Below are 24538 nucleotides of genomic sequence, written 5' to 3'. Positions count from 1 at the left end.
CTGCATGAGACGCCATGTCATGCCAAGATCGCGGCATGACGCGACCCGACCTCAACCTGCTCGTGACGCTCGATGTGCTGCTTGCCGAAGGCAATGTGGCGCGCGCCGCGCTCCGCCTGGGCCTGAGCGCGTCGGCCATGAGCCGCTCGCTCGCGCGCCTGCGCGAGACCACCGGAGACCCGCTGCTGGTGCGCGCCGGCCGCGGCCTGGTGCCCACGCCGCGCGCGATCGAATTGCGCGAACGGACGGGCCCGGCGCTGCGCGAGGCCGAGGCACTGCTGCGGCCCGCAGAAGGCCTGGATCCTGCCCGGCTGGAGCGGACGTTCACGCTGCGCACGCGCGACGGCTTTGTCGAGAACTTCGGCGCCGCGCTGATCGCCCGCGTGGCGGCCGAGGCGCCCGGCGTCAGCCTGCGCTTCGCGCCCAAGCCCGACAAGGACAACACGCCGCTGCGCGACGGCAGCGTCGATCTCGAGATCGGTGTCGTCGGCCAGTCCACCGGCCCCGAGATGCGCGTGCAGGCGCTGTTGCGCGACCGCTTCGTGGGCGTGGTGCATGCGGGCCATGCACTTGCGCGCGGACGCGTGACTCCCGCGCGCTATGCGCAGGCCGGCCACGTCGTGGTGGAGCGCCGGCCCGGGCGCCGCGGCATCGTGGACGGCGCGCTGGAGTTGCTGGGCCTCTCGCGCCGCGTGGTGACGGCAGTGGACAGCTTTACCGGCGCGCTGGCGCTCGCGCGCGACACCGACCTGGTGGCGACGGTGCCCGAGGCGCACACGGCCCGGCTGCGCGTGGGACTGAAGACATTCGCGCTGCCATTCGACCTGCCGGACTTCACCGTGTCGCTGATCTGGCATCCGCGGATGCATGCGGACGCGGGGCATCGATGGCTTCGCGAATGCGTGCGGGAGGTGTGCGCGGGCGGAAAGCAGCGCTCTACCCGGGCCGCCGCGCCAACAGATCAGACAGCTTCCGGAGCCCCGCCTGCAGGCGCCCGCGGTCCCTGATGCCGCCCAGAGAGATCCGGATGGCATTGGCATGCACGGTTGCACCATCCGGCGCAAACGCTTCCGCCGGCATGACGGCAATGCCCTCGCTCCGGGTGGCCTGCGCCAGCTCTGCAGAACTCCAATACCCCGGCAACTCCAGCCACACATGCAGGCCGTCCCCGGCCCCGCTGTACCGCCCCGCCAGAAGGTCCCCCGCCATCCGGTGGCGCAGGCGCGCTTCCTTGCGCACGCCTTCCATCAATCCGGCGGCCGACCCGTCGAGGATCCACTGCGTGGCCACTGCGGCCGTCAAGGGCGCAGCCATCAGCGCGAAGGCCCTGAGCGCGGCCAGGAAGCGTTCGCGCTCCTGCGGATCCCGCATCAGGACGAAGGCGACGCGCAGGCCGGGCGTCAGGCATTTCGACAGCGTCGAGAGGTAGGTCACCCGTTCCGGAGCGAACGTGGCGATGGGTGGTGGCGGGGCATCGGCCAGGAGCCAGTAGGGATCGTCCTCGATGATGCGCAGCCTGCAGCGCCGCGCGATGCCGGCCAGTGCCTTGCGCCGGTGCTCCGGCATGGTGATGGCGGTCGGGTTCTGCAGCGTGGGGTTGAGATACACCAGCCCGGCCCGGTGCTGGCGGCACGCCTGCTCCAGCGCCTCGGGCACCATGCCCTGCCCGTCCGCTTCCACCGCCACGAGGCGCCGGCCGAACTGAGCGGCTGCGGCCAACACGCCGGGATAGGTTGCGGGCTCCACGAAGATCGCATCGCCCGGCTCCGTGAGCGCCAGGATCAGCGCGGCGATGGCCGCCTGCGCACCGGGACAGACGACGACCTGCCCGGCCTCCACATCGCCCAGCATCGGTGCGATCCATCGGGCCCCCGCCTCGCGGTCGGCCTCGCTGCCGCCGCCCGGGTGGTAGGTCATCAGCAATCCGGCGTCCGCCCGCATCAGGACCTGGGACACGCCTTGCCTCAACAGGTCGCCAAAGTCCACGCCCTCCGGCGGTGGCGGGATGTTCATGCTGAGGTCGAGGGTCGGGGTCGATGCGACTTTCGGCGCCGCGACATAGGTGCCGCGCGCGCCGCGCCCCTCCAGCAGGTGGCGGCGCCGGGCTTCGTCGTAGGCGCGCGTGACAGTCGTGAGATCGACGCCCAGCCGTGCCGCCAGCAGGCGCTGCGGCGGCAGGCGGTCGCCCGGGGCCAGCGATCCGTCCTCTACCGCGGCCTGCAGGGCATCCGCGATCTGCAGGAAGCGGGGCCCGCCCTGCGCGGCCAGTCGCGGCAGCCAGAGGGGCGCGTCGTCGTCTTGCATGGCTGGGATGAATGGCAGCGTGGGCCGTGGATGTATGGATATTGCTTCTGCGTACCATCTCCCGGAGCGGGTGGCGGCGGCAGCCCTGCATTCTCGCTTTGCCGCCTTCCCCCATGCACCGTGTCAGGCCACCCGCCAGGAAGCTCCCCAGATGATCGATTGGATCCCCGTAGTCTTCATTGTGTTCAAGGTGCTCGTGTTCGGCACGTGCATGTTCTTCGCCATCAAGTGGCATTACGACCAGAGCGGGAAGAAGATGGACAGGCGCGCGCTGCTGCTGACCACCTGCAAGCTCGGTGCCGCCTTCCTGCTGGCGCTGGCGGTCGTGCTGTGGTTGACGTTCGCGCTGGCCAGGCATCTCGGGATGGACCTGAGCCTGCCGTGATGGCCGGGACCGGGCGGCCGCTGCCTGCCAGCATGCGTTCTATGCCTTCCCGCCATGCTCCATGTCCAGCAAGGCCCGGAGCGTCACGGCCGTTGCGTCGTCATCCAGATGGGTCCGGTGTGCGATGCCCAGTGCCCTGCACAGCGCCGGGCGCAATGGCCGGGTGCTGATGCGGGCATCGGGCTGCGGCGCGCCTGCTTCGTGGGGCAGCAATGCGGCACCATAGCCTGCGGCCACCAGGCTCTTCATCGCATCGTTGTAATTCAACTCGATGCGTGCCTTGGGCCGCTCGCCGCCAGCGGCGAACCATTCAGCCGTCTGGCGCGAGAGCCGGGTGCCGCTGTCATTGGCAATCAGCGGCCGGGCAGCGAGCCACGCCGGCGTGACATGCCGCGGCGGCTTCCAGGCAGCCGGTATGAACGCCAGCACCGGGTCCTGGCGCCAGGCCTGCACCTGCAGGCCGCGCAGCACCGGCTGCGGCAGCGCGACGATGCCGATGTCCAGGCTGCCGGCCGCCAGGCGCACCAGGGCTTCCTCGCTCGTCATCACTCCCACCTGCACGTCAATCTCCGGATGCCGGGCAGCCAGGGTTTCCAGTGCCCGGGGCAACAGGTGCGCGAGTGCGCCCGTGGATGCCCCCAGGCGCACGCGACCGCCTCGTGCAGCGATCTGCCGCTCCACGGACTGCAGAAGATCGTCGGCCTCGGCCAACAGCCGCCGCGCCCTGTCGATCAACAGGCTTCCGGCCGATGTCGGCGTGGCGCCTGCCGACGCGCGGTGCAGCAGGCGCGCCCCGAGGCGTTCCTCCAGCTGTGCCACGTGCAGCGTCACCGTGGGCGGCGCCAGGTGCAACGCCTTGGCGGCTGCGGCAAAGGACCCGAGATCCGCCACCGCCAGCAATGTGCGCAGACGGTCGAGATTGATTTCGCGCATGGCTTGACGGAGGACCGCTCATTCAGTATTCATGAATGCGTAGTTTGTCAGATTCAACTGGCCTGCATCCGCATTGCGCTGCACCATGCGCCCCATACACCCCATGGAGCACGCAATGACCCCCCATGTATTCATCGACGGTGACCAGGGCACCACGGGCCTGCAGGTACGCCAGTGGCTCGAAGGACGCGACGATCTGCGCCTGCTGCAGTTGCCGGCCGAGCAACGCAAGAGCGCCGCGCACCGGGCCGAAGCGCTCAACGACTGCGACATCGCATTGCTGTGCCTGCCGGACGACGCCGCGCGTGAAGCCGTGGCGTGGGTACGCCGGCCCGGCGTGCGCATCATCGATGCCAGTTCGGCGCATCGCACTGCACCGGGCTGGGTCTATGGGCTGCCGGAACTGGAGGCGGGCCAGGCCGGCCGCATCGCGCATGCCCGCCGCGTCAGCAATCCTGGCTGCTACCCGACCGGCGCGCTGATGCTGCTCAGGCCACTGATCGACGCCGGCTTGCTGCCGGCCGGCTACCCGGTGGCCATCCATGCAGTGTCGGGCTACTCGGGACGGGGCCGCACGGGCCTTCAGGACCATGAAGGCGCGAACGCATCGACCGCCGTGCCGTTCCAGGTCTATGGCCTCGGCCTGCACCACAAGCACGTGCCGGAGATCCGGCAACACTCGGGCCTGGCGCATGCACCGGTGTTCGTGCCGGCCTATGGCAACTACCGGCAGGGCATCGTGGTGACCATCGCCCTGCACCTCCGCCTGCTCCCCGCCGGCGTGACCACCGCACGCCTGCACGCCGCGCTGCAGGCGCGGTATGCCGGCCAGCCTTGCATCGAATTGCAGCCGCTGGAGGAAGACGCGGACGCACAGCGGCTCGACCCCCGTGCGCTCAACGGTACCAACCGCGTGCGACTGGCGGTGTTCGGCCAGCCGCAGCAGGAGCAGGTTCTGCTGACTGCGGTGTTCGACAACCTGGGCAAGGGCGCCGCGGGTGCGGCGGTACAGAACCTCGACCTGATGCTGGGATTGCCGGGACTCAATCCATCCGGATGTTGCGGTCCTTGATCAGCGCGCCCCAGCGCGCCATTTCCTTGTCCAGGTGCGCGGCCAGCTGCGCGGGCGTGCTGCCGATGGGCTCGGCGCCGATGGCGTCGAAGCGGGCCTTGGTCTCCGGTTGCTTCATGGCGTCCAGCAGGGCGGCGTTGAGCTTCTGCACGATGGGCGCGGGCGTGCCGGCCGGGGCGAACACGGCGAACCACGGCGAGACCTCGTAGCCGGGCACGCCGGCCTCGGCGATGGTGGGCACGCCCGGCAGCGTGGCCGAGCGTTTGGCGCTGGTGACGCCCAGGGCGCGCAGCTTGCCGGACTGGATGTGCGGGGCGGCGGAGGTGATGCTGTCGAACATCAGGTCCACCTGGCCGCCCAGCATGTCGGTCATGGCCGGGCCGCTGCCCTTGTAGGGCACGTGCAGCAGGTTCAGCCTGGCCATGGAGGCGAACACCTCGCCGGCCAGGTGGATCGAGGTGCCGTTGCCGGCCGAGGCGTAGGTGAGCTTGCCGGGCTCGCGCCCGGCGTGCGCGATCACGTCGGCCACCGTCTTGTCCGGGCTATTGGCGTGCACCACCAGCACGTTGGGCACGATGGCCAGCAGGCTGACGGGCGCGAAGTCCTTCACCGGGTCGTAGCTCAGCCTGGCGTAGAGCGCCTTGTTGGTGGCCATGCCGATGGAGGTGATCATGATCGTGTATCCGTCGGCCGGCGACTTGGCGACGGCGTCCGCGCCGATGTTGCCGCCCGCGCCGGGGCGGTTCTCGATCACGAAGGGCTGGCCCAGGGTGCGGCCGGCGCGCTCGCCCAGGGTGCGGGCGATGACGTCCATGGCGCCGCCGGGCGGGAACGGAACGACCCAGCGGATGGGCTTGGAGGGCCAGGCGGCCGCGTCGGCCGACTGCGCGTGGGCGGGCGCGGGCAGCACGCCCGCCAGGGCGGCCGCGGCGGTGGCAGCGGCACCCGCCGCGAAGGCGAGGGCACGGCGGCGCGTGGGGGTGGGGGCGAACGGCAGGGCCTGGGCGCGGATGGATGGCATGGGACTTGTCTCCGGATTTATAGGATTCGATGAGGGATGGATGGATGAAAGGGTGGCGCAGGCGTCAGGCGGATGGCACGGATGAGCTGGCCGCCTGGCGGCCCATGTCCACGTGCATGGGCGCGAGTCCTTCGCGGGCGCGGTCGAAGCGGCGCAGGGCCTCGGGCAGCACCTCCACGCCGAAGCCGGGGCCGTCAGGCAACTGCAACGCGAAGTCGCGCACGGCCATGGGCGTGGCGACGATGTCGTTCACCAGCAGTTGCGGGCCGAACAGTTCGCAGTTGTGATGTCTGCCGGGCAGGGTGGCGAAGACGTGGGCCGATGCGGCGCTGCCCAGCGACGTTTCCAGCATGGTGCCGCCGTACCAGCCGATGTCCGCGGCCTCCGCCACCGCAGCCACGGCGCGGGTGCGCAGCAGGCCGCCGTACTTGGCCACCTTCAGCGAGAAGACATGGCAGGCGCCCTGCCGCGCCAGCAGCATCGCGTCCTGCGGCGTGCAGACGGTCTCGTCGGCCATCACCAGCGCGCCGGCGGGCAGGCCGGCGGTGAGCTGGCGCAGGGCCTCCACGTTCCATTGCGCGACGGGCTGCTCGATCAGGGTCACGCCCGCATCGATGAGCTGGGGCACGTAGCGGCGCGCGGTATTGCCGTCCCAGGCCTGGTTGATGTCCACCGTCATGTCGGCGCGCCCGTCCAGGCCGCGGGCGATGCGCGTGACGTGGGCCACGTCGTCCTGCGGGGCGCGCGCGCCGATCTTGAGCTTGAAAATGCGGTGGCGGCGCGCCTCCAGCATGCGCTCGGCCTCTTCCACGTCGCGGGCGGAATCGCCGCTGGCGAGCGTCCAGGCCAGGGGCAGGCTCTCGTGCTGCTTGCCGCCCAGCAGCTGCCAGGCGGGCAGGCCCAGGGAGCGGGCCACGGCGTCGATGGCGGCCATCTCCACGGCGCTCTTGGCGAAGCGGTTGCCCTTGCAGACGGCGTCCATGCGCGCCAGCAATTGCTCGAAGCGGCCCGCGTCCTGCCCGGCCACGGCGGGGCCGAGGTATGCGGTGACGGCATGCAGGATGCTTTCGGGCGATTCCTCGTTCCACGAAGGGCCGCCGATGGTGGCGGCCTCGCCGAAGCCGCAGGCGCCGTCCGCCAGCCACAGCTGCACCACCACCGGGCTCTGGCGGTGGATCGCGCCGAACGAGAACTTGTGCGGCCGGATGGTGGGGATGTCGAGGATGCGCGCCTCGATGCGCTCGATGCGCAGGCCGGCGGAAGAAATGGCGGTCATGGCTGCCACCTTATCCCGGAGAAAGCCTGCGATCCAATGGTATATATGACACGATTCATTCGACAACATCGAACGATCATGCGCACCTTCCGCCACCCGATTCCCCCCTTCCTCCAGGAGCCTCCATGGAACTGCGCCAGTTGCGCTACTTCCTGAGCGTGGCCGAGACCGAGCACCTCACGCAGTCGGCCGACGCGCTCTTCGTCACCCAGTCCACCCTGTCGCACGGCCTGCGGCAGCTGGAGGCCGAACTGGGCCTGCCGCTGTTCGACCGGCTGGGGCGGGGGCTGAAGCTCTCGCAGGCAGGCATGGCGTTCCGCAGCCACGCGGCGCGCGCGCTGCAGGAACTGGAGGCCGGCCGCATGGCGCTGGCCGACATGGCGGGGCTGCAGGCGGGTACGCTCACCGTGGGCGTGATCCCCACCTTCCTCACCCACCTGGTGCCGGACGCGGTGGCCGCTTTCAGCGCGGATTACCCGGGCGTGCAGGTGGTGGTGCGCGACCTGCGCGGCGGCCCGATCGAAGAGCAGCTGATCGCCGGCCGGCTGGACGTGGGCATCTCCTTCCACCCCGCGCACCGCGAGGAGATCGAGGCCGAGCCGCTGTTCGAGGAGCGCCTGCAGCTGGTGGTGCACGCGGGCCACGCACTGGCGCGCCGCCGCAGCCTGCGCGTGCGCGAACTGGCCGGCGTGCCGCTGGCGCTGCTGCCGCAGAGTTTCGCGACGCGCCGCATGATCGATGCGGCCTTCGCGCAGGCCGGCGTGGCCCCCGTGGTGCGGGTGGAGATGGAATCGGTGGACGCGCTGCTGCACGCCTGCCGCAGCGGGCCGCTGGCCACCATCGCGGCCGAACGGGCGGCGGGCCAGGCCGGGCCGGGCATGCGCGCGATCACGCTGACCGAACCCGCCACCGTGCGGCGCGCGGGGGTGCTGTGGCGGCGGGGCGCCTCGCGCAGCGCGGCGGCGCGGGAGTTCGTGGCGCGGCTGCGGCCGTTGGTGGGCGCCACGGCCACCGCTGCCAGCCGGCCGGCCACGTACCGGACAATGCAGCGATGAACGACTCCCCCATGCAGAAGACCGACGAAGCATCCCCCGATACCACCGAAGCGCCCATCCAGGAGGCCCGCCTCTGGAGCGACGGACGCTGGACGGCCGAGGTGATCAAGAACGAAGACGACGACGGCTGGGCCGTGTCGATGACGCTGCGCGGCGAATCCGAGCCGGCGCTGGTGGGCCCGTGGACGATGGGCCGCGACAAGAAGAATCCCAAGCCGCTGGACGTGGCGGCCTTCCACACGCTGGTCAAAACCGCTTCCGAAGTGCTGCGCCGCCATGAGCAGCAACTGCATGCGCAGCTGCACAAGGAGGTAGCCGTGGGCGCGGGCGCAGCGCGCGTCCGGGTGGCCCTGCGCATCGTGCCGGACGAGGAGTATCCGTATGCCGTTCTGACGGCGCACGACGACGCCGGCCAGCTGCTGGGCGAAGCGCGCGTGGAGGCGAACTTCAAGCTCAGCCAGGCCAGTGCTCAGGCGTGGATGGACAGCGATTATTCGTCCAGGGGGCGATAGGAATGGCTGACAACCCGTGACACGGCAGAGGCGTCAGGGCTGTTTCGCCCCGTGCGGAATGCCGTCGATCGGGCACTGCGGCGTGCCCACGGTGCCGCGCGTGACGGCCTCCGCCGTGCGGCGCGCGGCGGCCGGGTCGGTCACCCACTGGCGGTAGAAGCCGTACGGGCAGTCCGCCACGCCCTGGTCGCCCTCCCCCGAGTTCAGCAGCCCGGTGTAGCCCCGGTGCATGAGCTTGAACAGGTGGTTCTCGCTCTGGCCGTGGCGGCGGAAGTCGCGGATCAGGTGCTTGGAGAGCGCGGCGTACTGCACGCCCATTTCCTCCTCGCCGCACTCCCCCAGCGTGCGGCCGTCGAAGCCGATCAGCGCGCTGTGGCCGAAGTAGCTGTACACGCCGTCGAAGCCGGCCGCATTGGCCACGGCCACGTAGCTGTTGTTGGCGAAGGCCATGGCCTTGCTCATCAGGATCTGCTGCTCCTTGGCCGGGTACATGTAGCCCTGGCAGCGCACGATCAGCTCGGCGCCCTGCATGGCGCAGTCGCGCCAGATCTCGGGGTAGTTGCCGTCGTCGCAGATGATGAGGCTGATCTTCAGGCCCTTGGGGCCGTCGGTGACGTAGGTCCGGTCGCCCGGGTACCAGCCCTCGATGGGCGTCCACGGCATGATCTTGCGGTACTTCTGCACGATCTCGCCCTGGTCGTTCATGAGGATGAGCGTGTTGTAGGGCACCTTGCGCGGGTGCTCCTCGTGCCGCTCGCCGGTGAGCGAGAACACGCCCCACACCCTGGCCTTGCGGCAGGCGGCGGCGAAGATCTCGGTCTCCTCGCCAGGAATGTGGGCGGCGGTGTCCATCATCTCCTGCCGGTCGTACATGATGCCGTGGGTGCTGTATTCGGGGAAGATGACCAGGTCCATGCCCGGCAGGCCGGCCTTCATGCCGATCAGCATGTCGGCGATCCTGCGGGCGTTGTCCAGCACCTCGGCCTTGGTGTGCAGCCGGGGCATCCTGTAGTTGACGACCGCGACGCCGACGGTGTCGTCGCTGCTCGAAATATCGCCGTGGATCATGGCGCGGGCTCCTGGGAAAACGGTGAATCGGTGACGAGAGAGAAGAAAAGGCCGTCCGGGGTGCCGCGCTCAGTGGCTGATCATCCAGGGCCGTTTTGACGGAAAAGCCTTGGCGCCGTTGGCGGCAGTGACGGTGGCGCTGCGCTTGCCGGAGCCGCCGCTGCAGCAGCCGCAGCCCGCGGGATGGCGCATCCGGCCGTAGCTGCCGGCCTCGGTGTCGCGCGAGGAGCGCGGCGCGTGGCGGGCGCGCTCGTTGGTGTCGTGGGCGCGGCGCTGGTCCGCGCCCAGGCAGGCCAGGCGCGGCGCGCTCGCGAAAACGCGGGGCGACGGCGCGCCGCATTCCGGGCAGGCGGCGGGCTCGTTGCGCTGCGCCAGGCCGCGCAGCGCGTCGAAGCCGCCGCAGGCCGCGCAGTGGTAGTCGTAGGTGGGCATGGGCGGGTCTCTTTCGCTCGCTGGTTCGCTCAGGCGATGTCGGGCGACAGGGGCATGTCGATGCTGCCGTCGAGCATCTTCTGCGGGCCCGCGGCCGTGGGGTTGATGTCGAAGTCGAAGATCTGCGTGGGCAGCCAGAGCGTGGCGCAGGCGTTGGGCACGTCCACCACGCCGCTGATGTGGCCCTGCACCGGGGCCGTGCCCAGGATGGAATAGGCCTGCGCGCCGCTGTAGCCGAACTTCTTCAGGTATTCGATGGCGTTCAGGCAGGCCTGGCGGTAGGCCACGTTCACGTCCAGGTAGTACTGCTTGCCGGCCTCGTCCACCGAGATGCCTTCGAAGATCAGGTAGTCGTTGTAGGTGGGCACGATGGGGCTGGGCTTGAAGATGGGGTTCTTGATGCCGTACTTGGCCATGCCGCCCTTGATGAGCTGCACCTTCATGTGCACCCAGCCCGCCATCTCGATCGCGCCGCAGAAAGTGATCTCGCCGTCGCCCTGGCTGAAGTGCAGGTCCCCCACCGACAGGCCCGCGCCATCCACGTAGACCGGGAAATACACCTTCGCGCCGCGCGACAGGTCCTTGATGTCGCAGTTGCCGCCGTGCTCGCGCGGGGGCACGGTGCGGGCGGCCTCGGCGGCGGCCTTGTCGCGGGCCTCGCCCGTCATCTTGCCCATGTGCGCGGTGCCGGGCGAAGGCGGGTTGGCCAGGCCCGCGGTGGGCGCGCTGTCGATCAGCGCCTGCTCGCGCGCGTTCCACTGGTCGAGCATCGCCTTGTCGGGCAGGCAGCCGATCAGGCCGGGGTGGATCAGGCCGGCGAAGTTCACGCCCGGGATGTGGCGCGAGCTGGTGAACATGCCCTTGAAGTCCCAGATGGACTTCTGCGCCTCGGGGAAGTGCTCGGTCAGAAAGCCCCCGCCGTTCTTCTTCGAGAAGAAGCCGTTGAAGCCCCAGAGGCTGTCCGGCTTGGCGCCGATGTCCAGCAGGTCCACCACCAGCAGGTCGCCGGGCTCGGCCCCCTTCACGCCCACGGGGCCGGAGAGGTAGTGCACGGTGGTCAGGTCGATGTCGCGCACGTCGTCGGCGCTGTCGTTGTTCTTGATGAAACCGCCCGTCCAGTCGAAGGTCTCCAGGATGAAGTCGTCGCCCGGGTTCACCCAGCAGGCCATGGGAATGTCCGGGTGCCAGCGGTTGTGGATGTTCTCGTTCTCGGTGGGCGACTTCGTGAGGTCGACTTTGATGAGGGTGTCGGTCATGGCATGCTCCTTGGGGGTGGATGGTGGTCAGACGGAGAGGTAGGACTTGATGCGCTGCTGGTCGGTGCCGGCGCGGGTGGTCTCGTGCACCAGCCGGCCGCCCTCGATGACGAAGAGCCGGTCGGCCACGTCCATCGCGAAGCTGAGCACCTGCTCGGACACGACGATGGTGAGCTGGCGCATCTTCCGGATCTCGTTGAGGGCCTTGGCGATGTCCTTGATGATCGAAGGCTGGATGCCCTCGGTGGGCTCGTCGAGCAGCAGTACCTTGGGGTCGGTGACCAGGGCGCGGGCGATGGCGAGTTGCTGTTGCTGGCCGCCCGAGAGGTTGCCGCCCTTGCGGCGGCGCATGTCCCACAGCACGGGGAAGAGCGCGTAGATCTCGTCGGGGATGCGTTTTTCCTTGGCGTTTTCCAGGCCGGTCTGGATGTTTTCTTCCACGGTGAGGGTGGGGAAGATCATGCGGCCCTGGGGGACGTAGGCGATGCCTTTGGCGACGCGGCGGAAGCTTTCGTCGCGCGTGACGTCCTGGTCCGCCACGCGGATGCTGCCGCTTTTGGTGGGCAGCACGCCCATGAGGCTTTTGAAGAGCGTGGTCTTGCCCATGCCGTTGCGGCCCATGATGGCGACGGTTTCGTTGGCATGGCCTTCGAACGAGATGCCGTGCAGGGCCTCGCTCTGGCCGTAGGCGACGTGGAGGTCGGTGACTTTCAGCATGGGGTCGCTCCTGGGGGGTGCTTTGGGATGCCTGCCATGTCGGCTCGGATGTGCGGGCTTTGCGTTGGGTCGGCAGCCGTCGCTGCAGAGCTCTTGATGTGCGAGATGTGCGCCCGGGCCGGGATCGCCGGGTGGCCCCTTCCGCGAATGTCCCCCGGCTTCGCCTCCTCCTTGATTTCGCTGCAGGGGCCACCCGGCACTCCCGGCCAGTTCAGTGCTCTGCCTTGCCGGCCGCGAAAACCGCACGGCGCTGGCTGCCCGTGGTGGTGGCATGCCCCGCGCAGCGAAATCAAGGAGGAGGCCGCAGGCCGGGGGACATTCGCGGAGCGGGGCATGCCACCGCCACGGGCCACCCCGATAGCACGCTCTACACAGCCTTCGTTCCGGCACCAGAACCAATAAGACAACCGTCGTTCGCACCGCATGCTCAATGCCCCAGGTACACGTCGATGACCTTCGGGTCGGCCTGCACCTTGTCCATCGGCCCCTCGGCCAGGATCTTTCCCTGGTGCATCACCGTCACCTTGTGCGCGATGCGCTTCACGAACTCCATGTCGTGCTCGATCACGATCACCGCGCGGTTGCGGCAGATGCGCTCCAGCAGCTCCGCCGTCAGCTCCCGCTCGCGCGCGCTCATCCCGGCGATCGGCTCGTCCAGCATCAGCAGCTCGGGCTCCTGCATCAGCAGCATGCCGATCTCCAGCCACTGCTTCTGCCCGTGCGACAGCAGGCCGGCCTCCGTCTCCAGCCGGTCTGCCAGACCGATGTCCTCCGCCACGGCCTGCACGCGCTCCTTCACCGCATCGGTGCAGCGGAAGGCCAACGCCCCGAACACCGTGCGGCCCGTGGGATAGGACACCTCCAGGTTCTGGAAGACCGACAGGTTCTCGTAGATGGAGGGCGTCTGGAACTTGCGGCCGATACCGAGGCGCACGCGCTTGTGCTCCGCCATGCGGGTCAGTTCCTCGTTCTTGAACTTGATGCTGCCGCCGGTGGCGCGTGTCTTGCCGCAGATGAGGTCCAGCAGCGTGGTCTTGCCCGCGCCGTTGGGGCCGATGATCACGCGCAGCTCGTTCCTGTCCACGTACAGCGTCAGCTTGTCGATGGCCTTGAAGCCGTCGAAGGAGACAGTGAGGTCTTCCACGGCCAGGGCGAAGTCGGTATTGCTCATGAAGGGCTCCTGCGCGGTGGTGTTCAGACGCCCTGATGGCGGGTGCCCTGGGGCAGCGGCGCGGCGGGGTTCGGAGAGGCAGCGACACTGGCGGGCGGCGGCACCTCGGCAGCGGGTTCGGTCCAGGGGGCGGGTGCCGGCACGGCAGCGCGGCGCAGGGCCTCGCGGCGGCCCTTCCACCAGGGCACGATGCGCTCTTCCCACAGGCCGGCCAGCCCCATCGGGAAGGCCATGGTCACGCCGATGAAGAGCGCCGCCATCAGGAACAGCCACAGGTCCGGGAAGCTCTCGGAGAAATACGTCTTGCCCGCGTTCACCAGCAGCGCGCCGTAGACCGCGCCCACCAGGCTCATGCGCCCGCCCACGGCGGCGTAGATCACCATTTCGATCGAGGGCACGATGCCCACGAAGCTCGGCGACATGAAGCCCACCTGCAGCGTGAACAGCGCGCCGCCTACCCCTGAGAGCGCCGCCGCCAGGCAGAAGGTGAAGACCTTGAAGTTGGCCACGTCGTAGCCCGAGAAGCGCACGCGGTCTTCCTTGTCGCGCATGGCCAGCAGCAGCGTGCCCAGCTTGCTCGTCTGGATGTAGCGGCACAGCACGATGGCCGCCACCAGCAGCGCCACGCACACGTAGTAGAGGATGACCTTGGCGCTGTCGGTGCGCGTGTCCCAGCCCCAGAGCGTTTTCAGGTCGGTCATGCCGTTCACGCCACCCGTGTAGCCCTGCTGGCCGATGATGAGCACCGTGCAGATCAGCGCCACCGCCTGCGTGATGATGGCGAAATACACACCGCCCACGCGGCGCTTGAACATGGCGAAGCTCACGATCCAGGCCAGCAGCGTGGGCAGCACGACCACGGCGGCCAGCGCGAACGGCAGGCTCTTGAACGGCACCCAGAACGAGGGCAGCGCGGTGATCTGGTTCCAGTCCATGAAATCCGGGATGCCGGGCGTGGACTGGATCTTCGTGCTGATGGGGTCCGAGGCCTCGAGCTTCAGGAACATCGCCATGGCATAGCCGCCCAGGCCGAAGAACACGCCCTGCCCCAGGCTCAGCACGCCGCCGTAGCCCCACACCATCACCAGCCCGATGGCGACGAAGGCATAGGTCAGGTACTTGCCCACCAGGTTCAGGCGGAACACGTCGAGGGCCAGCGGCAGGACCACGGCCAGCAGCACGGTGAGCAGCACCAGGCTGGCGAGCTGGTAGCGCTGGACCCAGGCTTTGAGGGCGTTCATGGGAGGACTCCGGTGGATGCGGGAAGGAACAGGGAGCGGAGCTTCAGCGGCGGACCTTGGAGGCGAACAGCCCCTGCGGCCGCACCATCAGGATCAGCACGATCAGCGACAGCGTGATCACCTTGGCCATGGAGCCGGCCAGGAAGAACTCGGTGATCGACTGCGTCTGCGCGATGCCGAAGGCCGACACCACCGTGCCCAGCAGGCTGGCCGCGCCGCCGAAGGTGACCACCAGGAAGGCATCGACGATGTAGAGCGAGCCGGAAGTAGGTCCCGTGGAGCCGATGGTGGTGAAGGCCGCGCCCGCCACGCCGGCGATGCCGCAGCCGATGGCGAAGGTGAGGCGGTCGGTCTTCTTCGTGTCGATGCCGATGGCGTTGGCCATCACGCGGTTGCTCACGGTGGCGCGCACCCGCAGGCCCCAGCGGCTCCTGTGCAGCGCGATCAGCACGCCGGCCGTCACCACCACGGTGAGGGCCAGCACGAACAGGCCGTTGACGGGAATGTCCAGCCCTTCGGCCGGCGCCCAGGAGCCCATCAGCCAGTCCGGCAGCGTGGGGCTCACTTCCTTGGGGCCGATGAAGGTGCGGAAGCACTGCTGCAGCGCCAGGCTCACGCCCCAGGTGGCCAGCAGCGTGTCCAGCGGGCGCTTGTAGAGGTGGCGGATCAGCCCCCACTCCACCAGCCATCCGGCCACGAAGGCGAATCCGAACGCGGCCACGATGGCCAGCGGGAAATAGAACGGCATGAAGCCGGGCGCGTACTGCGCCGTCAGCGTCGAGCCCAGGTAGATGGTGTAGGCGCCGATGGTCATGAACTCGCCGTGCGCCATGTTGATCACGCCCATCTGGCCGAAGATGATCGCCAGTCCCAGGCCCATGAGCAGCAGCACCGCGAACAGGCTCAGGCCCGCGAAGCCCTGCATCAGGCCGATGTTCATCATCTCGGAGAAAGTCATGGTGCAGCTCCTGCGTGCGAACCCATCGGAAGAAATGGCGATCTGTGCGGAATTCGAAAACCGCAGTGGCGAACCCAGGGCATGGCGGCTGAAACCGGCACGGCCCAAGGCCAGAGACACCGAGGAAGGGCCGCCCCGCACCGAAGGTGTCGTCCCCCTCCCCGCGCAGCGAGAGAGAGGGGAAGGCGCGCAGCGCCTCAGGGGGTGGTCACTGATACCCTTTGGGGAACGGATCGGGCTTGATGAGCTCGGGCGATTCGGACACCACCTTGAACGTGCCGTCCGGCAGGCCCTGGGCGATGCGCGACTTGCTCCAGAGGTGGTGGTTGGCATCCACCTTCACGTAGCCTTCGGGCGCGGTCTTGAGCTCGATGCCGGGCGAGGCCGCCACCACCTTGTCCACGTCGAAGCTCTTGGCCTTTTCCACCGCGGCCTTCCAGAGCCAGGGGCCCAGGTAGCCGGCTTGCGTCACGTCGCCGATCACCGCATTGGGGCCGTACTTCGCCTTGAACGCGGCCACGAATTTCTTGTTGTTCTCGTTGTCCAGCGACTGGAAGTACTTCATCGACGAGTAGAAGCCCGCGAAGTTCTCTCCGCCCACGCCGGTCATCTCGTCCTCGGTGACCGACAGCGTCACCAGCAGCTGCTTGTCACCCGTGATGCCCGCGGCCTTGAGCGCCTTGTAGAAGGCCACGTTGGAGCCGCCCACCACCGCCACGAAGATGCAGTCGGGCTTCTGCACCTTGATCTTGTTCATCAGCGAGCCAAAGTTGGTGCTGCCCAGGGGGTAATACTCCTCACCGACGACCTTGCCCTTCTGGAAGTTCTCGATGTGCTTGCGCGCGATCTTCATCGAGGTGCGCGGCCAGATGTAGTCCGAACCGATCAGGAAGAAGGTCTTGGCCTTCTTCTCCTTCTGCGCCCAGTCCAGGCTGTAGAGGATCTGCTGGGTGGCCTCCTGGCCGGTGTAGATCACGTTCTTGGACTGCTCCAGGCCTTCGTAGAAGGTGGGGTAGTACAGCAGGCCGTTCTCCTTCTCGAAGATCGGCAGCACCGCCTTGCGCGAGGCGCTGGTCCAGCAGCCGAACACCGCCGCGCAGTGGTCGTTGATGAGCAGCTTCTTGGCCTTCTCCGCGAAGGTGGGCCAGTCGGAGGCGCCGTCTTCCTTGATGACCTTGATCTTGCGGCCCAGCACGCCGCCCATGGCGTTGATCTGGTCGATGGCGAGTTGCTCGGCCTGGATGGAGCCCGTCTCGGAAATCGCCATCGTGCCCGTGGCCGAATGCAGCTGGCCCACCGTCACTTCGGTGTCGGTCACGGCCAGCTTGGTCGTGTTGACCTGCGCCGTGGGCTGGGCATGCCCCCAGGCCGGCAGGCCGGCGATGGACGCGGCGCCCATGGCCTGCAGCAGGCGGCGGCGGCCCGCGTCGGCGCTGGCCAGGGGGGAAACGTTCCGGGGGTCGAGAGGGTGCTTCATGAAGGCGCTCCTTGCATCTGGCGAGGGTGGAAGGCGGCGGTGGCGTCGCCCCGGATGGGACGACAGGTGCCGCGCTGGAATGAAGGTTAGGGAGAACCCTGCGAAGCGCCCATACGTCAATTAACGTAGTGGCGTGCGTACGGCGCCGCCCGCACCACGCCAAGAACGTTTCTTGCATGCGGTCCATGCATGGCCGCCACCCCCGACGACACTCCCGCCGCGACGCAGACGATCTTTCGCTTCCGGCGCGAATACAACGCCTGGGTGGCCGACGAGTCCATGGAGGACTACGCGCTGCGCTACACGCCCAAGGGCTTCCGCCGCTGGAGCGAATTCCGCGTGGCGAACACCGCGTTCGGCTCGCTCTCGTTCCTGGCGCTGGAGGCCATCGGCGGCGCCATCGCGCTGAACTACGGCTTCGCCAACGCGATGTGGGCGATCCTCGCGGTGGGCGTGCTGATCTTCCTCACCGGCCTGCCGATCGCCTACTGCGCGGCGCGCTACGGGCTGGACATGGACCTGCTCACGCGCGGCGCGGGCTTCGGCTACCTGGGCTCGACCATCACCTCGCTGATCTACGCGGTGTTCACCTTCATCTTCTTCGCGCTGGAGGCGGCCATCATGGCCCTCGCCCTGCAGCTGGTGGTGGACTGGCCGCTGCAGTGGTGCTATGTGCTCTCGTCGCTGGTCATCCTGCCGCTGGCCATGCGCGGCATCACGCTGATCTCGCGCCTGCAGGCCTGGACGCAGCCGCTGTGGCTCTTCCTGCTGCTCCTTCCCTTCGTGTGGATCGCGCTGGCGCAGCCGCAGCTCTACCGCGACTTCGCCAGCCTCTCGGGCCTCAAGAGCGGCAGCAGCCAGTTCGACCCGCTCATGTTCGGTGCGGCCTGCGCGGTGATCTTCTCCCTGGTGGTGCAGATCGGCGAGCAGGTGGACTTCCTGCGCTTCCTGCCCGAGCGCACGGCCACCAACCGCTGGCGCTGGTGGGGCGCGGTGCTGGTGGCCGGACCGGGCTGGATCGCCATGGGCATGCTCAAGATGGCGGGCGGCGCCTTCCTCGCGTTCGCGGCGCTGCAGTTCGAGGTGGGCGTGCACCGCGCGGCCGAGCCCACGCAGATGTTCCTGGCCGGTTTCCGGCAGGTGATGCAGTCCCTGGGCCTGCCCGGCATGGCGGTGGCCGTGACGGTGCTGTTCGTGGTGGTCTCGCAGATCAAGATCAACCTGACGAATGCGTATGCGGGCTCGCTGGCCTGGTCCAACTTCTTCGCGCGCGTCACCCGCAGCCACCCGGGGCGCGTGGTGTGGCTGGTGTTCAACGTGGGCATCGCCACGCTGCTGATGACGCTGGGTGTCTTCGGCGCGCTGGAGAAGGTGCTGGCGGTGTACAGCAACGTGGCCATCGCCTGGGTGGGCGCGCTGGTGGCCGACCTGGTCATCAACAAGCCGCTGGGCCTGTCGCCCCGGGGCATCGAATTCCGCCGGGCGCACCTGTACGACTTCAACCCCGTCGGCCTGGGCGCGATGGTGGTGGCCGCGGCCGTGGCCTGCTGCGCCTATGCGGGCCTGCTGGGCGAGACCGCGGCGGCCTTCTCGCCCTTCATCGCCCTGGCCCTGTCGATGGCGCTGGCGCCGCTGTTCGCATGGTGGACCGGCGGACGCTACTACCTGGCGCGCCCGCCCGCCGCCGACTGGGCGCCGGGCGAGCTGGTGCGCTGCGCCGTGTGCGAGAACCGTTTCGAATCCGAGGACATGGCCCGCTGCCCCGCCTACGGCGCGGCCATCTGCTCGCTGTGCTGCTCGCTCGAGTCGCGCTGCCACGACCGCTGCAAGACCGGCTCGCGCGCGGCCGACCAGCTGCGCGCGCTGGCCACGCTGCTGCTTCCGCGCGCCTGGGCCGCGAAAATGAACTTCCGGCTGGGGCAGTACCTGATGGTGTTCGCGTCGCTGTGCGCGGTGATCGCGTTCCTGGTGGGGGTGGTCTATGTGCAGGAAGGGCTGGAGACACCCGCGCAGTTCCTGCGCACGCCGTTCCTCAAGGTCTATGCCCTGCTGGCGCTGCTGGCCGCCGTGTGCGCCTGGTGGGTGGTGCTCAGCACCGGAAGCCGGCGCATGGCGCAGGACGAATCCGAGCGCCAGACGCAACTGCTGCTGCAGGAGATCGAGGCGCACAAGCGCACCGACGCCGAACTGCAGGCCGCGCGCGACCGCGCCGAGGCCGCCAACATGGCCAAGACCCGCTACGTGGCCGGCATGACGCACGAGCTGCGCTCGCCGCTCAACAGCATCCTGGGCTACACCCAGATCCTGCAGAAGGCCCCGCCGGACGCCCACGCGCTGCGCGACGCGCTCTCGACCATCGAGCGCAGCGGCCGGCACATGCATGCGCTGATCGACGACTCGCTGGAACTGGCCCGCATCGAGGCCGGCCGGCTGCGGCAGGCTCTCGCGCCGCTGCCGCTGCCCGAGCTGGTGCACGACGTGGAAGGCATGCTGCGCCCGCAGGCCGAGGCCAAAGGCCTGGCCTTCACCGTGGAGGTGCTGGGCGCGATGCCCGGATGGATCCGCGCGGACGCCAAACGCCTGCGCCAGATCCTGATCAACCTGCTGTCCAACGCGGTGCGCTTCACCCGCCAGGGCGAGGTGCGGCTGCGGCTGGATTTCCGCGCCCATGTCGCACGCATCGAGGTGATCGACACCGGCATCGGCATCGAGCCGCAGGACCTGGAACGCATCTTCCTGCCGTTCGAGCGCGGCAGCGCCGGCCGCCGCGCCAGCGAACCCGGCACCGGACTGGGGCTGACCATCACCCACCTGCTGACCGAACTCATGGGCGGGCAGCTGAGCGTGCGCAGCACCGTGGGCCAGGGCAGCACCTTCACCGCACGCCTGTACCTGCCCGCTGCCGCGCCCGACCCGGCCTGGCAGCCCGCGCAGGCCGCCGCCCTGCGGCCCGTGGTGGGTTACCGGCCCCCGCGGCGCACCCTGCTGGTGGTGGACGACCAGCCGCTGCAGCGCCAGCTGCTCGCGGGCCTGCTGGTGCCCCTGGGTTTCGATGTGCGCGAGGCCGCGAGCGGACGCGAGTGCCTGGAGATCGTGCGGCAGTCGCCCCCGGACCTGGTGCTGCTGGACATCAGCATGGACGACCTGGACGGCTGGCAGACCGCCGCGCTGCTGCGCGAGTGCCTGCCGGCTGCGGCCCTGCCCATCGTGTTCGTGTCCGCCAACCAGTTCGACAACGACGCCGCGCGCGTGGCCGCCCACGGCTGCCAGGGTTTCGTGGGCAAGCCGGTGGTGGAATCGGAACTGCTGCAGGCCCTGCAGTCCGCGCTGGGCCTGCAGTGGCTGCACGACCCGGCGCCGCAGGACATGCCCCGCCCCGCCGGCGCCCCTTCGGCGCACGCCGATGCCGCGGCGACTTGCACACAGCCGCGGCCGGAACCACTGCCGGAGCCATTGCGGGAGGCACTGCACCACCTGGCCCGCTCCGGCCAAGCCTCCGCGCTGCGCGCCCGGCTGCGCGCGGCCCGGGCCGCCCATCCCGGCCACGCCGCGCTGCTGGACCCCCTGGATGACGCGGTCGGCCAGCTGGACTTCGACCGGCTCACCCGGCTGCTGCGCGAACCCGAAGACGACACCGATGCATCCGCCTGATACCGCTCCCGTTTCTCCATCCCCCGCCGCGGCGCGGCGCGCCATCCTCGTGGTGGACGACGACCTCGCCACCCTGCAGATGCTCGGCGACGCCCTGGCCGCAGAAGGCTACGCCGTGCTGGCCGCACGCGACGCCGACGAGGCGCTCGAGCGCTTCGACCTCGCCGTGCCCGACGGCGTGCTGCTGGACGCCGTCATGCCCGGAACCGACGGCTTCACGCTCTGCGCCCGCATCAAGGCCACGCCGCCGTGGTCGCACGTGCCCATCGTGTTCATGACCGGCCTGTCGGACACCGAACAGATCGTGCGCGGCTTCGCGGCCGGCGGGGTGGACTACGTGGTCAAGCCCCTGCGCCTGCCCGAGGTGCTGGCCCGCCTGGCCACCCACGTCGCCAACGCCCGCGCCGCCCGGCTGGCGCGCGAGGCGGTGGACGTGGCCGGCATGGGCGTGGTGGTGCTCGACGGCCAGGACCGCATCGCCTGGCGCTCGCCCCAGGCCACACGCTGGCTGGAGGCCGCCTTCGCCGCCGATCCCGCTCCGGCACCGGCCATGGCACGCTGGCTGGCCCAGGCGCAGCAGGCAGGCGAAGGCGCCACCGGCCTGGAGCCCGGCCAGCGGCTCATGGCGCGCCCGCTCGGCGCCAGCGGGCTGGGCGAGACCATGCTGCTGCTGTCGGTGCAGGCCGCCGGCGCGGCGCCCGCGGCGCGCCTGCCGAGCGTGGACCTGACACCGCGCGAGACCGAGGTGCTGTCGTGGATCGCCAAGGGCAAGACCAACCGCGACATCGCCGACATCCTGGGCATGAGTCCGCGCACGGTGAACAAGCACCTGGAGCACATCTTCGAGAAGCTGGGCGTGGAGACGCGCACCGCCGCGGCCGCCCTGGCAGGGCAGTGGCTCCAGGAATGACGCCGGATCAGCCCCGCGCCGAGGCCGGCAGGCCGAACACCCGGTCGAAGAGCCAGTTGAAGACGAACGTGTAACCCAGGAAGAACAGCAGCAGGCCCAGGTCCATCACCAGCGCCTGCCAGAGGCTCACGTCGAACCACCAGGCGAAGAGCGGCACCAGGATGAGCGCCAGCCCGCCCTCGAAGCCGATCGCATGGGCCACGCGGCGCGCCACGCTGCGGCCGCGCACCGCCTGCCGCGACTCCCAGCGCTCGAACGCCCAGTTGAAGCCGACGTTCCAGACGATGGCGATCACCGAGCACGCCACCGCCACGGCGCTGGAATGGCCCGCGCCCTGCCCCGTCAGCATGGCCAGGCCGGCGGTCGCGAAGGCGATGGCGATCAGTTCGTAGAGCGAGACATAGACCACGCGGCGCCAGGGGCCCTGCAAGCCCGGGGCTTCACGGGCGCCAGCGGATGCGGAGACGGCGGCGGAAGAGGAGGATGGCACGGACATGCGTCGCACTTTATGTGTGCCGGGCTGATACATAAAGTCAGCTTGTTTCATTTTTTCTGATAGAACGACGGCCATGGCATTTTCTTCCGACAGCGTGAACGTATTTCTGGCGGTGCTGGACCACGGCTCGTTCTCGGCCGCCGCCCGGGCGCTTTCCCGCGTGCCCTCGGCCGTGAGCATGACCATCGCCCACCTGGAGGCCGAGCTCGACGTGCAGCTCTTCGACCGCAGCGGGCGCGAGCCGCGCCCCACCCCCGCCGCCCGCGCGCTGGAGCCCCAGGCCCGGCTGCTGGGCGCGCAACTGCGCCAGCTCAACGCGCAGGCCCTGGCCCTCACGCAGGGGCTGGAAGAGCGCCTGACCATCGCCATCGCGCCCGAACTGCTGGCCGGCCCCTGGACGGATGCGCTGGCCGCGCTCACCGCCGAGTACCCCCAGTTGCAGGTGGAGGTGCTGGCCGCGCCGCAGGCCGACGCCATGGCGTTGCTGCACGCGGGCCGCGCCCAGCTGGCGCTGGTGTTCGAGCGGTCCAGCCTGGACGGGCGCGAAGGCTTCCAGGAAGTGGGCAGCGAGACGCTGGTGGCGGTCATCGCGCCGCAGCACCCCGTGATGCAGGCCGCCGCCGGCGCGCCGCTGAGCGAAGTCCACCTGACCACCACCCGCCAGATCGTCGTGGCCGGGCGCGATCTCGCGCAGACCGACCCGCGCTTCGTGTTCGCGCGCCACCACTGGCGCACCGACAACCATCTGGCCGCGCTCAGCCTCATCGAGGCCGGCCTGGGCTGGGGCTGGCAGCCGCGCGAACTGGTGGATCCCCGCATCCAGGCCGGCACTCTGGTGGAAATGCCGTTCGACAATCTCAGCAATGGCGTGGAGCTGTGGGTGGATGTGGTGTGGTCCAGGGAGCGACCGCAGGGCCTGGGCGCACGGCGCTTCGTGGAGCGGTTACGGCACTCCGCGCAGGCGCTCGCGACCCGCGGCGTCGGAGGTGATACCGGTTTGCAGAAATTACATCCGGCAAAACAAAGCCACGGACGAGCGCCCTAGACTGGTGCGTTTCCATTCCACGGATGGGCCCATGCCTGCGCCGCAGAAAATCAACTACCAACACACCGGCCCCTACGACCGGGTCGTTTTCCAGGAACAATTCACCCAGCAGTTCGGCACCAGCGGCAGGTACAACGCCGCAGCCATTCCCGACATGCTGTCCCTGCTGGGCATGATCGAGCGCGACACGGCCATCAACGACGTGCGCCAGGCTGCCTACATGCTCGCGACCGTGATGTGGGAAACCACCTCTCCGGTCACCGTCACCAAGGTGGCGACGAACAAGAAGGGGCTGCCGCTGGTGGACAAGCACGGGCAGCCCGTCGTCCTCAAGCAGAAGAAGTGGCTGATGACCATGGCCCCCGTGGCCGAGATCGGCCACGGCAAGGGACGGCAGTACCACGAACCCGTCAAGGTCAAGCTGCTGCCGGATGGCGGGGCGCGCATCACCGAGCAGGACGGCGACCAGTTCTCGGTCACGGCGGCCGGGGACATCTCCCCGCTCACCAAGGGTGCCAAGATGGGCACCAAGGACGGCGGCGCCGCCACCAAGTCCTACGACGCCGACGACGGCATCGAGCAGGCCTATTACGGGCGCGGCTACGTGCAGCTGACCTGGTGGTCCAACTACGCCAAGGCAGGCGTCGCGCTCGGCCGGGGGCTGGGGCTGCTGACGGACCCGGAGCAGGTCAAGACGCCCGAGACCGCCTATGCACTGATGTCCTATGGCATGCGCACGGGCGGCATCTTCGCGAACGGACGCAAGTTCTCACTCTACTTCTCGGGGGACGCGACCGATTACGTATCGGCCCGGAAAATGGTCAACGGAAGCGACCACGCCGAAGACATCGCCAAGATCGCCCGGAAGTTCGAGGCGGTCCTGCTGAAGGCCCGGCCGAACGCCATCAACACACCTGCCGCCCCCAAGCCATGACACGCTGCACTGCCCCGAAGACCCTGCGCGGCCCGATGACGGCCCGCGTCCTCCATGCCCTGCTGTGGCTGGGTGCCTGCCAGTTCGCGGCCGCGGCGATGCCGCCCGACACGACCACGCGCTGCGGCTGGTTCGACAACCCGACGCCGGGCAATGCGACCCTGGTGGACAAGGACGGGGAATGGACCATCGGCATGCAGGGAGGCCACCAGGCCGAAGGCGACTGGCCGACGTTCCCCAAGGCACGCTGGGTGGCGACCGGCACCGGCAGCGCGGGCTACGGCTGCGCCTGCCTGAAAGTCAGCGCGCGCGCCGATACGCAGGAAGTGACGCACATCTTCTCGTCACGCACCCAGCCCCTGTCGGTCTGCCGCAAGGACAAGGCGCTGACGGGCAAGGAGCCGGAGAACCCGCTCAAGTAGCAGGCCGGCACGGGCAGGCTGGGGGCGGCAGCCCGAAGCCCCCGGCCGCAGCGTCGCGGCGACGCGACAGGGAATGAGAGTTGTTCTCAACTTGGTGCTACAGTTCGGCGCCTTCACGGCCGAGCTGCGGAGCCTGAAGGCTCGCTCACCGAACTCCACCGCATTCCTTTTTTCGCGCCGGAGCCTTCTCCGGCCTGCCGTC

Annotated in this window: 23 protein-coding genes; 10 read left to right on the top strand and 13 right to left on the bottom strand. The window is 69.2% G+C overall.

The annotated features are described in order from the left end of the window. Positions 1-35 precede the first annotated feature (35 nt). Entirely contained in the window at positions 36-1007 is a 972-nt protein-coding gene (locus ACGHC0_RS01355) for a LysR family transcriptional regulator (protein ID WP_415267225.1), read from the top strand. Here the strand turns inward: ACGHC0_RS01355 and ACGHC0_RS01350 are convergent. Next, on the bottom strand, positions 937-2304 hold the full coding sequence (locus ACGHC0_RS01350; RefSeq protein ID WP_415267224.1) for a PLP-dependent aminotransferase family protein: 1368 nt from the start codon (positions 2302-2304) through the stop codon (positions 937-939). The genes ACGHC0_RS01355 and ACGHC0_RS01350 overlap by 71 nt on opposite strands. Before the next feature lie 151 nt (positions 2305-2455). Here ACGHC0_RS01350 and ACGHC0_RS01345 point away from each other — a divergent pair, with 151 nt between their 5' ends. Next, on the top strand, positions 2456-2689 hold the full coding sequence (locus ACGHC0_RS01345; protein ID WP_368353682.1) for a hypothetical protein: 234 nt from the start codon (positions 2456-2458) through the stop codon (positions 2687-2689). A gap of 39 nt (positions 2690-2728) precedes the next feature. On the opposite strand, the gene ACGHC0_RS01340 is transcribed toward ACGHC0_RS01345, so the two are convergent. Continuing rightward, the gene (locus tag ACGHC0_RS01340; RefSeq protein ID WP_415267223.1) at positions 2729-3622 is read right to left on the bottom strand and encodes a LysR family transcriptional regulator; all 894 of its coding nucleotides are present in this window, start codon (positions 3620-3622) and stop codon (positions 2729-2731) included. Between the two features lie 115 nt (positions 3623-3737). Between ACGHC0_RS01340 and argC the strand changes: the two genes are divergently transcribed. Next, positions 3738-4694, top strand: coding sequence for an N-acetyl-gamma-glutamyl-phosphate reductase (gene argC / locus ACGHC0_RS01335; RefSeq protein ID WP_415267222.1), 957 nt, complete (start codon positions 3738-3740; stop codon positions 4692-4694). On the opposite strand, the gene ACGHC0_RS01330 is transcribed toward argC, so the two are convergent. After that, positions 4666-5715, bottom strand: a complete 1050-nt coding sequence (locus ACGHC0_RS01330) for a tripartite tricarboxylate transporter substrate binding protein (RefSeq protein ID WP_415267221.1) — start codon at positions 5713-5715, stop codon at positions 4666-4668. The two genes, argC and ACGHC0_RS01330, sit on opposite strands and share 29 nt — an antisense overlap. Positions 5716-5779: 64 nt before the next feature. Further along, positions 5780-6991 (bottom strand): muconate/chloromuconate family cycloisomerase, encoded by a 1212-nt coding sequence (locus tag ACGHC0_RS01325; protein ID WP_415267220.1) that lies wholly within the window; start codon positions 6989-6991, stop codon positions 5780-5782. 125 nt (positions 6992-7116) lie between these two features. Between ACGHC0_RS01325 and cynR the strand changes: the two genes are divergently transcribed. Then, the gene (gene cynR, locus ACGHC0_RS01320) at positions 7117-8046 is read left to right on the top strand and encodes a transcriptional regulator CynR (RefSeq protein WP_368353677.1); all 930 of its coding nucleotides are present in this window, start codon (positions 7117-7119) and stop codon (positions 8044-8046) included. Continuing rightward, the gene (locus tag ACGHC0_RS01315; protein ID WP_415267219.1) at positions 8043-8558 is read left to right on the top strand and encodes a hypothetical protein; all 516 of its coding nucleotides are present in this window, start codon (positions 8043-8045) and stop codon (positions 8556-8558) included. The genes cynR and ACGHC0_RS01315 overlap by 4 nt, the downstream gene beginning before the upstream one ends. A 33-nt stretch (positions 8559-8591) precedes the next feature. Here ACGHC0_RS01315 and ACGHC0_RS01310 read toward each other — a convergent pair whose 3' ends face one another. The 8 genes from ACGHC0_RS01310 to urtA all read right to left on the bottom strand — a co-directional run bounded on the left by ACGHC0_RS01310 (position 8592) and on the right by urtA (position 16878). Further along, a complete protein-coding gene (locus ACGHC0_RS01310) occupies positions 8592-9626 on the bottom strand; it encodes an aliphatic amidase (protein ID WP_415267218.1) in 1035 nt (344 codons plus the stop codon). Positions 9627-9695: 69 nt separating this feature from the next. Continuing rightward, on the bottom strand, positions 9696-10058 hold the full coding sequence (locus tag ACGHC0_RS01305) for an FmdB family zinc ribbon protein (protein WP_415267217.1): 363 nt from the start codon (positions 10056-10058) through the stop codon (positions 9696-9698). A 29-nt stretch (positions 10059-10087) separates the two neighbouring features. After that, complete coding sequence (gene fmdA / locus ACGHC0_RS01300) at positions 10088-11314, bottom strand: formamidase (RefSeq protein ID WP_368353673.1); 1227 nt, start codon at positions 11312-11314, stop codon at positions 10088-10090. A gap of 27 nt (positions 11315-11341) precedes the next feature. Further along, positions 11342-12031, bottom strand: coding sequence for an urea ABC transporter ATP-binding subunit UrtE (gene urtE, locus ACGHC0_RS01295; protein ID WP_368353672.1), 690 nt, complete (start codon positions 12029-12031; stop codon positions 11342-11344). 427 nt (positions 12032-12458) lie between these two features. Continuing rightward, positions 12459-13202: an urea ABC transporter ATP-binding protein UrtD gene (urtD, locus tag ACGHC0_RS01290; protein ID WP_288469526.1), complete on the bottom strand. Its 744-nt coding sequence runs from the start codon at positions 13200-13202 to the stop codon at positions 12459-12461. Between the two features lie 23 nt (positions 13203-13225). After that, complete coding sequence (gene urtC, locus ACGHC0_RS01285; protein WP_415267216.1) at positions 13226-14443, bottom strand: urea ABC transporter permease subunit UrtC; 1218 nt, start codon at positions 14441-14443, stop codon at positions 13226-13228. 43 nt (positions 14444-14486) lie between these two features. Then, entirely contained in the window at positions 14487-15401 is a 915-nt protein-coding gene (gene urtB / locus ACGHC0_RS01280; RefSeq protein ID WP_092836716.1) for an urea ABC transporter permease subunit UrtB, read from the bottom strand. 208 nt (positions 15402-15609) lie between these two features. Then, entirely contained in the window at positions 15610-16878 is a 1269-nt protein-coding gene (gene urtA, locus ACGHC0_RS01275; protein ID WP_092836719.1) for an urea ABC transporter substrate-binding protein, read from the bottom strand. Between the two features lie 189 nt (positions 16879-17067). On the opposite strand from urtA, the gene ACGHC0_RS01270 reads away from it, so the two are divergent. Together ACGHC0_RS01270 and ACGHC0_RS01265 are read left to right on the top strand one after the other, a co-directional pair. Beyond that, entirely contained in the window at positions 17068-20529 is a 3462-nt protein-coding gene (locus tag ACGHC0_RS01270; protein WP_415267215.1) for an ATP-binding protein, read from the top strand. Then, the gene (locus ACGHC0_RS01265) at positions 20516-21439 is read left to right on the top strand and encodes a response regulator (RefSeq protein WP_368353668.1); all 924 of its coding nucleotides are present in this window, start codon (positions 20516-20518) and stop codon (positions 21437-21439) included. The genes ACGHC0_RS01270 and ACGHC0_RS01265 overlap by 14 nt, the downstream gene beginning before the upstream one ends. A gap of 7 nt (positions 21440-21446) precedes the next feature. On the opposite strand, the gene ACGHC0_RS01260 is transcribed toward ACGHC0_RS01265, so the two are convergent. Further along, positions 21447-21869: a PACE efflux transporter gene (locus ACGHC0_RS01260; RefSeq protein WP_368355564.1), complete on the bottom strand. Its 423-nt coding sequence runs from the start codon at positions 21867-21869 to the stop codon at positions 21447-21449. A 139-nt stretch (positions 21870-22008) separates the two neighbouring features. On the opposite strand from ACGHC0_RS01260, the gene ACGHC0_RS01255 reads away from it, so the two are divergent. From ACGHC0_RS01255 to ACGHC0_RS01245, 3 genes are read left to right on the top strand one after another with little or no spacing between them, the layout of a single operon-like run. Next, positions 22009-22980: a LysR family transcriptional regulator gene (locus ACGHC0_RS01255; protein ID WP_415267214.1), complete on the top strand. Its 972-nt coding sequence runs from the start codon at positions 22009-22011 to the stop codon at positions 22978-22980. A gap of 31 nt (positions 22981-23011) precedes the next feature. After that, positions 23012-23914, top strand: coding sequence for a glycoside hydrolase (locus tag ACGHC0_RS01250; RefSeq protein WP_415267213.1), 903 nt, complete (start codon positions 23012-23014; stop codon positions 23912-23914). Continuing rightward, positions 23911-24336, top strand: coding sequence for a DUF4087 domain-containing protein (locus ACGHC0_RS01245; protein WP_288492903.1), 426 nt, complete (start codon positions 23911-23913; stop codon positions 24334-24336). The genes ACGHC0_RS01250 and ACGHC0_RS01245 overlap by 4 nt, the downstream gene beginning before the upstream one ends. Positions 24337-24538: the final 202 nt, after the last annotated feature.

Source organism: Acidovorax sacchari, from assembly GCF_042847045.1.
GTDB classification, from domain to species: Bacteria; Pseudomonadota; Gammaproteobacteria; order Burkholderiales; family Burkholderiaceae_C; genus Paracidovorax; species Paracidovorax sacchari.
The sequence above is the reverse complement of the archived record's forward strand: the minus strand, read 5'-3'. Positions and strand labels throughout refer to the sequence as shown.